The 7,585-nt window shown below is 70.6% G+C and carries 4 protein-coding genes; 1 reads left to right on the top strand and 3 read right to left on the bottom strand.

The genetic code is table 11. The annotated features are described in order from the left end of the window. Positions 1-1,991 (bottom strand): glycoside hydrolase family 127 protein (locus AB0I11_RS34030; protein ID WP_357330009.1); only part of this gene is annotated, 1,991 nt, incomplete at its 3' end. A gap of 87 nt (positions 1,992-2,078) precedes the next feature. Further along, a complete protein-coding gene (locus tag AB0I11_RS34025; RefSeq protein WP_357330007.1) occupies positions 2,079-4,067 on the bottom strand; it encodes an alpha-L-fucosidase in 1,989 nt (662 codons plus the stop codon). A 539-nt stretch (positions 4,068-4,606) separates the two neighbouring features. Between AB0I11_RS34025 and AB0I11_RS34020 the strand changes: the two genes are divergently transcribed. Further along, positions 4,607-6,088: an arabinofuranosidase catalytic domain-containing protein gene (locus tag AB0I11_RS34020; protein ID WP_357330006.1), complete on the top strand. Its 1,482-nt coding sequence runs from the start codon at positions 4,607-4,609 to the stop codon at positions 6,086-6,088. A 108-nt stretch (positions 6,089-6,196) separates the two neighbouring features. Here AB0I11_RS34020 and AB0I11_RS34015 read toward each other — a convergent pair whose 3' ends face one another. Next, on the bottom strand, positions 6,197-7,183 hold the full coding sequence (locus AB0I11_RS34015; RefSeq protein ID WP_357330004.1) for a LacI family DNA-binding transcriptional regulator: 987 nt from the start codon (positions 7,181-7,183) through the stop codon (positions 6,197-6,199). Positions 7,184-7,585 lie beyond the last annotated feature (402 nt).

The raw sequence follows: 7,585 nt of genomic DNA, 5'->3' as shown, positions 1-7,585 counted from the left end.
GACCCCGACCCCACACTCCCCCCACTGTCCAACACCAGACCCGTCGTCCCATTCACGATCTTCACAAACCCCGTCGGCGTCGAACCGCCGCCGAGGTTCCAGTAGACGGTGTAGTTGTAGCCCTGCGCGTCGTAGAACGGCGCCAGGTTCACCGCGGCGCCGTTGGCGCTGGCGGTGAACGCGAGCGACGAGGTGCTGGACCGGGTGACCGAGGAGACCGTCAACGACGGCAGCGACGACAGGGTCGCGTTGCCGTAGTTTCCGGCCAGCACGACCGGGCCGTAGGTGACCGCGGCGACGGTGGAGTTGTCGTTGGCGGCCCGCGTCGCCACCCGCATGGGCAGCCGGAGGGTGACGGTGTCGCCGGAGGTCCAGGACCGGCTGAGGGTGGCGTAACTGCCGGGAGTGGCGGTGATGTTCTGCGCCACGCCGTTGACACTGATCGTCGCCCCACCGGCCCAGGCCGGGATGCGCAGCCGCATCGCCCACGACCCGGAGACCGACCCGGTCACCGTCAGGGTGGTCGTGTCGCTCACCGGGTAGTCCGTGGTCTGCGTGACGGTGATGCCCCGCTCGGCCCAGGTCAGCACCGACGGCATGAACAGGTTCACGATCAGCGTGCTGCCGGCGAAGAAGTAGACCGAGTCCATCAGCGCGGTGTTGGCCTCGACCCCGGTCCCCTGGCAGCACCAGAAGGAGTTGTAGTCGGTGCTCCAGGTGCCGCCGCCCCACGCCGGGCCGACGCCGCGCCGACCGCCCGGGTTGAGCGGGGTGAAGTAGGTGATGTGGCCGTGGCTGTCGGCCGGGTTCTGCGCCCCGATGATGTGGTTGAGCAGCGTCCGCTCGTAGAAGTCGACCAGGTCGACGCGGTCGGGGTTGAGGGTGAACAGCTCCCGGGTGAGCTTGAGCATGTTGTAGCTGTTGCAGTGCTCGCAGGTGTCCCGGCTGAGGTATCCGGCGATGGCGTTCGGGGCACGGAAGTGCTCCGCCTGGCTGTTTCCGCCGATGGCGTAGGTGTGCGCGCCGACCGTGATGGCCCAGGCGTTGGTGGCGATGTCGCGGTACCGGGTGGTGCCGGTCGCCTTGTACTCCCGGGCCGCGCCCACCCACTTCGGCACCTGCGTGTTGGCGTGCAGCCCGTTGAGCTGGTCCTGGTTGGAGGCCAGCGGGTTGAAGACCGCGGCGTGGTCGAAGCGCTGCGCGGTGGTCAGCCAGCGGCCGTCGCCGGTCTGCTGGTAGAGGTCGGTCAGCACCGCGTTCATCCCGCCGAACTCGACGTTCAGCACCGACTGCATCTGGCTGTAGCTCAGCCGCCCGGTGCGCGAGTCCACCCAGCCGGCGAGGTTGAGCAGCACGTCGCGGGCCTGGGTGTTGCCGAGGTACCGCCAGACGTCGAGCAGGCCGGCCATGATCTTGTGAATGACGTAGTACGGCACGTTGCCGTTGGACAACGAGCCCGACTCCAGGCTGGTGAAATCGGACTCCGGAAAGCCGGACAGGTAGCCGGCGCTGAAGCCGGCGGCGCCGTTGTTCGCCTGGCACCTGGCCAGCTCGGCGACGACGTAGTTGGCCCTGTCCCGGCAGGTGGTGTCGCCGAGGACGGCCGCGGCCTGGGCCCACGCGGTGAGCAGGTGCCCCTGCATGTGGGTGCGGAACGGGAAGTTCGGCGCGTCCCAGCCGCCGTTCGTCGCGGCGCCGTTGGTGCCGAGCCGGTGGTTGGCCCGGAAGTTGTAGAGCATCCGGTCGGCGTCGACGAAGCGCAGGTAGTTCAGGGTGCGGTTCTGGTTGTCCAGCCACCGGCTGGCGGTGAGCCGTACCTGACCCGGCGGGAACGGGTACGCCGAGACGCCGATGTCCGGGCGGGCGGGGGCGACGGCCGCCTCGGCCCGGGACGCCGGCAGCGCCGCGGCGCCCACGGCGACGGCTGCCGGCACGACGCCGGCGGCGCGCAGCAGGGTCCGGCGGTGGATCGGGTGGTCATGCGTTGCCATCGGAATCCTCTCGAGGGTGCGGGGGTGCGGGTTGGCCGCCGCCGGTGGTCCACCGTGAACGGGGCCGGGCCGGACGGCCGGATCCGGTCAGAGGGCGGTGATGGTCCAGTGGTTGTTGGTGCTGCCGTTGGGCGCCCACATGCACACCGTCGACCCGACCGTGCCGTTGCCCATCCCGTCCAGCGCCGTACCCGTGCCCCGATTGATCACCTGATAACGGCCGTTGCCCACCCCGGCCAACCGCCACTGCTGGTTGTTACCGCCGTTCCACGGCGCCTGCAACGCACTCGCCCCATTCGACGCGTTACCCCAACTGTCAACCACCATCCCGTTGGCCCGATTCACGATCCGGTAGTAACCACCACCCACATCCACCAACTGCCACTGCAGATTCGGACTACTCACATCACTCCACTGCTTCACCACCGACCCCGACCCCACACTCCCCCCACTGTCCAACACCAGACCCGTCGTCCCATTCACGATCTTCACAAACCCCGTCGGCGTCGAACCGCCGCCGAGCGCGGGGATCTGACCCGCGAAGGTGAGCTTCACGACGTACGCGAGGGCGCTGAACGGGGCGTTGGACGAGGGCATGGTCAGGTGCAGACCCGAGCCGTCCTGGGTGCGGTTGGGCAGGTCGACGTAGGTGCCCGCGGTGGAGCCGAGCAGCCGCGCCGAGGTCAGCGTGCTGAGGTTGATCCGGTTCGCGCCGAGCGTGGTGATGTGCAGGGTGCTGCCCGGCCAGCCCAGCACGATGGCGTACAGGACGGTGTTGTCCTTGCTGCGGGTGAAGCGGATGTCCTGCCCGGTGCCCTCGCGGGGGGTCTGGAACGACCCGCCGCCCATCTGGGTGGGACCCTCGCCGTAAACCGACCAGGCCCGGGTGGCGTAGACCGACTCGCCGAAGCGGCTCAGGTGATCGCCGAAGCCCTGCAGGATCGCGCGCTGACCCGACGGGATGGTGCCGTCGGCCATCGGGGCGATGTTGAGCACCATGGTGCCGTTCTTGCTGATCCGGTCCAGCAACGCGTGCATCAGCGACCTGGTGGAGTAGTAGCCGATGCCCTGGGTGTAGCACCAGCTGGAGCTGGAGACGCTGTCGTCGGTCAGCCAGTACGGGCTCTGGATGCCGGCCGGGCCGCCGCGCTCGAAGTCGTAGACCTCGCCCCGGTTGTTGAACCCGTCCTTGTAGGTGGCGACCACGTCCTTGTTCCAGGCGACGGCCCGGTTGTAGTAGTAGGACAGGAAGTTCAGCCGCTGCGACTCCGGGATCTGGGACAGGTTGAAGTCCTGGAAGATGATGTCGGGCTGGTAGCCGTCGATGACCTCGCGCAGCTTGTCGTACCAGAGCTGGTACTCGGCGGTGCCGCCGAGCTGGCCGTAGAGCTTCTTGAGGCTGGCGTCCGACTGGCCGGGCACCCACTGGAAGTAGCCGGTGAAGTTGTACGCGTGGTGCAACGACACCCAGAGCTTCAGGCCCCGGGCCCGGATCGCGTCGGCCTGCAGGCGCAGCAGGTCCAGCCGGGGCCCCCGGCTCACCGAGTTCCACTCGTTGACGCTGCTGTTCCACATCGAGAAGCCGTCGTGGTGCTCGGCCACCGGCCCGGCGAACTTCGCCCCGGCGTCGGCGAAGAGCTGCGCCCACTCGTCCGGGTCGAAGTTCCCGCCGGCCGAGCGCAGCTTCGGCGCGAACTGCACCCAGTTGCCCGCCCGGTCGGGCGCCCCGTTGATGAAGTTGTGGTACGGCCAGACCGACGGGTCGCCGTACACGCTGCGGTGGTGGTTGTTCTCGTTCGAGCCCGAGTTGTACATGTTGCGCGGGTACCACTCGCTGGCGTACGCGGGGACGCTGTACACCCCCCAGTGGTAGTAGATGCCGAACTTGGCGTCCTGGAACCATTCGGCGGCCGGCGGGTGCTGGTCGACCGAGGACCAGCTGGCGGTGTAGCTGCTCGGGCCCACGGTGGCCAGGGCCAGGCGGACGTTCGCCAGGCCCGCGGCGGTGGCGGCGCCGGTGAGCCCGACGGCCGCGAGCAGGTGTCGGCGGCTGAGGTGCAGGGGGGACGGGGACATACCGGCAAACCTCTCTCGGAGGGTGGAAGCTGTTGACCTTCGGGACGGCCCAGGAGGCGGCGGCGCGAGGAGCAGGGGCACCGGCCCGGGGTGGTGGGACGAGTGGTGGCCCGGACGCCGGCGGGTGCTTGCTGGTGGTGCCGCGCGGGATGCACATCGGACCCGGCGGGGTTGTCGCTCACCGGTGGGGCGGCACGAACGCGGGGCCGGTAGGAGCGTCGATCCGGCGGCCGCGAGCCGCCTTCGTCGTCTGGCCGCGCCCCTCGACCCTGCCCTGTTACCGCTAACATCGCCCGGCCTGGTTTATGTAACAGGTGGATGACCGCCGATGTCAATAGTCGACTCCGGCCCGGCCCGGGCGCCGTCGGCGCGACCGCACCACCCTCCCTGATCAACTGCGAAGGGGGACGGATAACGAGTGCTCAGAGCCGGATACGACCCCGCCCACCGCGCACCGGACGTTGACAGATGCGGATGTGAACGCGACGCTAATTGTCGATGTTAGCGTTCACATGCCCGTCATCCATCCGGGAGGAACGATGAAACCGAACGTCGGCCGTCGGCGTCGCCTGACGGCCACCCTGGCACCCCTGGTGCTGGTCGCCGCGATCACCGGCGGCGTGTCCGCCGCAACGCCCCAGGCCCGGGCCGCGACCACCGGGCCCTGCGACATCTACGCCTCCGGCGGCACGCCGTGCGTGGCCGCGCACAGCACCACCCGGGCGCTCTACGGCTCCTACAACGGGCCGCTCTACCAGGTCCGGCGCTCGTCCGACAACGCCACCCGCGACGTCGCCCCGCTCGCCCCGGGAGACGTGGCCAACGCCGCCACGCAGGACACGTTCTGCGCCGGCACCAACTGCGTCATCTCCGTCATCTACGACCAGTCCGGTCGGGGCAACCACCTGACCCAGGCACCGCCCGGCGGGTTCTCCGGCCCGGCGGCCGGCGGCTACGACAACCTCGCCGACGCGACCCTCGCGCCGGTCACCGTCAACGGTCACAAGGCGTACGGCGTGTTCGTGGCGCCCGGGACCGGCTACCGCAACAACAACACCAACGGCATCGCCAGGGGCGACCAGCCGGAGGGCATGTACGCCATCTTCGACGGCACCCACTACAACGGCGGATGCTGCTTCGACTACGGCAACGCCGAGACCAACAGCCGGGACAACGGCAACGGCACCATGGAGGCCATCTACTTCGGCAACATCAAGGTCTGGGGTTACGGCACCGGACCGGGCCCCTGGGTCATGGCCGACCTGGAGAACGGCCTCTTCTCCGGGGTCAACGCCGGCTACAACGCCAACGACCCGACCGTGACCCACCGGTTCCTGACCGCCATCGTCAAGGGCGAGCCGAACCACTGGGCCATCCGGGCCGGCAACGCGCAGTCCGGCGGGCTGTCCACCTACTACAACGGGGCCCGCCCCAACGTCGCGGGCTACAACCCGATGAAGAAGGAGGGCGCGATCATCCTCGGCATCGGCGGCGACAACAGCCACGGCTCCGCCGGCACCTTCTACGAGGGCGTGATGACCTCCGGCTACCCCTCCGACGCCACCGAGAACTCGGTCCAGGCCAACATCAACGCCGCCGGCTACGCGGCGAGCACCGGCGGCGGCACCCGGCAGAACGTCGAGATCGTGGGCAACCAGTCGGGCCGCTGCCTCGACGTGCCGGACGGCAGCACCACCAACGGGACCCAGGTCCAGCTCTGGGACTGCTGGGGTGGGAACATGCAGCGCTGGACGTACAACTCGGCCAAGCAGCTGACCGTGTACGGCAACAAGTGCCTCGACGCCGAGGGGGCCAGCAGCACCCCGGGCACCCGGGCGATCATCTGGGACTGCAACGGCCAGTCCAACCAGCAGTGGAATCTGAACGCCAACGGCACCATCAGCGGCGTGCAGTCCGGGCTCTGCCTCGACGCCTACAACTGGGGCACCACGAACGGCACCAAGATCGTGCTCTGGACCTGCCACGGCGGGACCAACCAGCAGTTCGCCCTCCGCAACTGACCGCACCTCCGCCCGGTGCCGACGACGGCACCACGGACGGCGGGGTGGAGCCGTACCGCGCAGCGGGAACCGCTCCGCCCCGCCGGCGGGCACCGGCGCCGCGGGCGGTCAGCGGGCGGGCGGTCCGACGCTCTGCCGGGAGACCAGGGTCGGCGCTATGGTCTGCCGCAGCTCACCCACCGCCCCGGCCCCGATCTGCGCCAGCAGCAGCTCCAGGCTCGCCCGGGCCACCGCGTCGAAGTCCGGCCGGACGGTGGTCAGCGGCGGGATGAAGTACGCCGCCTCCGGCACGTCGTCGAAGCCGACCACACTGATGTCGTCCGGCACCCGGCGGCCGTACTCGTGCAACGCGCGGAGCACACCCAGCGCGAGGTGGTCGTTGGCGGTGAAGATGGCGGTCACCTCGGGCATCCGGGCCAGCATCTGCCCGCACCGGTAGCCGGACGCCGCCGACCAGTCCGCCGGCACCAGCGGCGGCACCTCGGCGCCGGCCGACCGCAGCGCCTCCCGCCAGCCCTCGATGCGGCCTGCGCTGTCGAACCAGTCGGCCGGCCCGGACACGTGCCAGACCGTACGGTGGCCGGCGTCCAGCAGGTGCCGGGTGGCGTCCCGGGCACCGGCCACCTGGTCCACCGTCACCAGCGGCACCGGACGGCGCGGGTCGCCGTCGACGGTCACCAGGGGGACGTCCTTCGGCAGGTGCTCCAGCGCCTCACCGGCGGACTCCACCGGCGCGATGACCACGATGCCGGCCACCCGGTGGGCCAGGTGCCGCTCGACGGCGGCGGAGATGGAGACCCGATCGAGGTCCCGCACGCTGCCCACGGTGACCGCGAAGCCCTCCTCGGCGGCGGTCTGCTCGAGCGCCGCCAGCAGCGACGCCGGACCGTACAGCGTGGTGTTCTGCGCGACCACCCCGATCACCTGCGAACGGCCGGTGACCAGCGCACGAGCGGCCCGGTTGGGCCGGTAGCCGAGCTCGGCGATCGCCGCCTGCACCCGCAGCCGCGTCTGCTCACGGACGTTGGGGTGCCCGTTGAGCACCCGCGACACCGTCTGGTGGGAGACCCCGGCAAGGCGGGCCACATCCGTCATCGCGGGACCCCGCACGCGCTCACCCTCCCGCCAAGCCCCGACCGTGCTCCGGCGGTCGAACGCCGGAGCGGCTGGACGCGCCATCCGCAGCCCTGCCCCCGCCCCGGCCGAGCGTGCCCAGGGCATCCCGGCACAAGGCCAGCGTCAGTGTACGCCCAGCGGGCTTCCCGTCCCGGCGAGGCACGGCCGCGCCCACTGGTCGGAACGCCGTGGGTCGCCCGCGGTCGCCCGGACGGCGCGGTCTCGGACCGGACGGGACGACGGTGTGCGCCGGTGCGGCGCGGTCGAGGACGGGACGACGGCCTGCGCCGGGCGGCGCGGTCGGGGTCGGGGTCGGGACGAACGGCGTGCGCCGGGGCGCGGCCGGGATGACCGTGGATGGGCTCGGCCGCCCACCGAGCC

The organism is Micromonospora sp. NPDC050495, assembly GCF_040655175.1.
GTDB lineage: Bacteria > Actinomycetota > Actinomycetes > Mycobacteriales > Micromonosporaceae > Micromonospora.
This window is presented reverse-complemented; position numbering and strand designations above follow the sequence as displayed.

Bases quoted from the DNA above. Each gene is read 5' to 3' on its own strand.
- AB0I11_RS34020 (WP_357330006.1), top strand. From the start codon at position 4,607: ATGAAACCGAACGTCGGCCGTCGGCGTCGCCTGACGGCCACCCTGGCA.
- AB0I11_RS34025 (WP_357330007.1), bottom strand. From the start codon at position 4,067: ATGTCCCCGTCCCCCCTGCACCTCAGCCGCCGACACCTGCTCGCGGCC.
- AB0I11_RS34015 (WP_357330004.1), bottom strand. From the start codon at position 7,183: ATGACGGATGTGGCCCGCCTTGCCGGGGTCTCCCACCAGACGGTGTCG.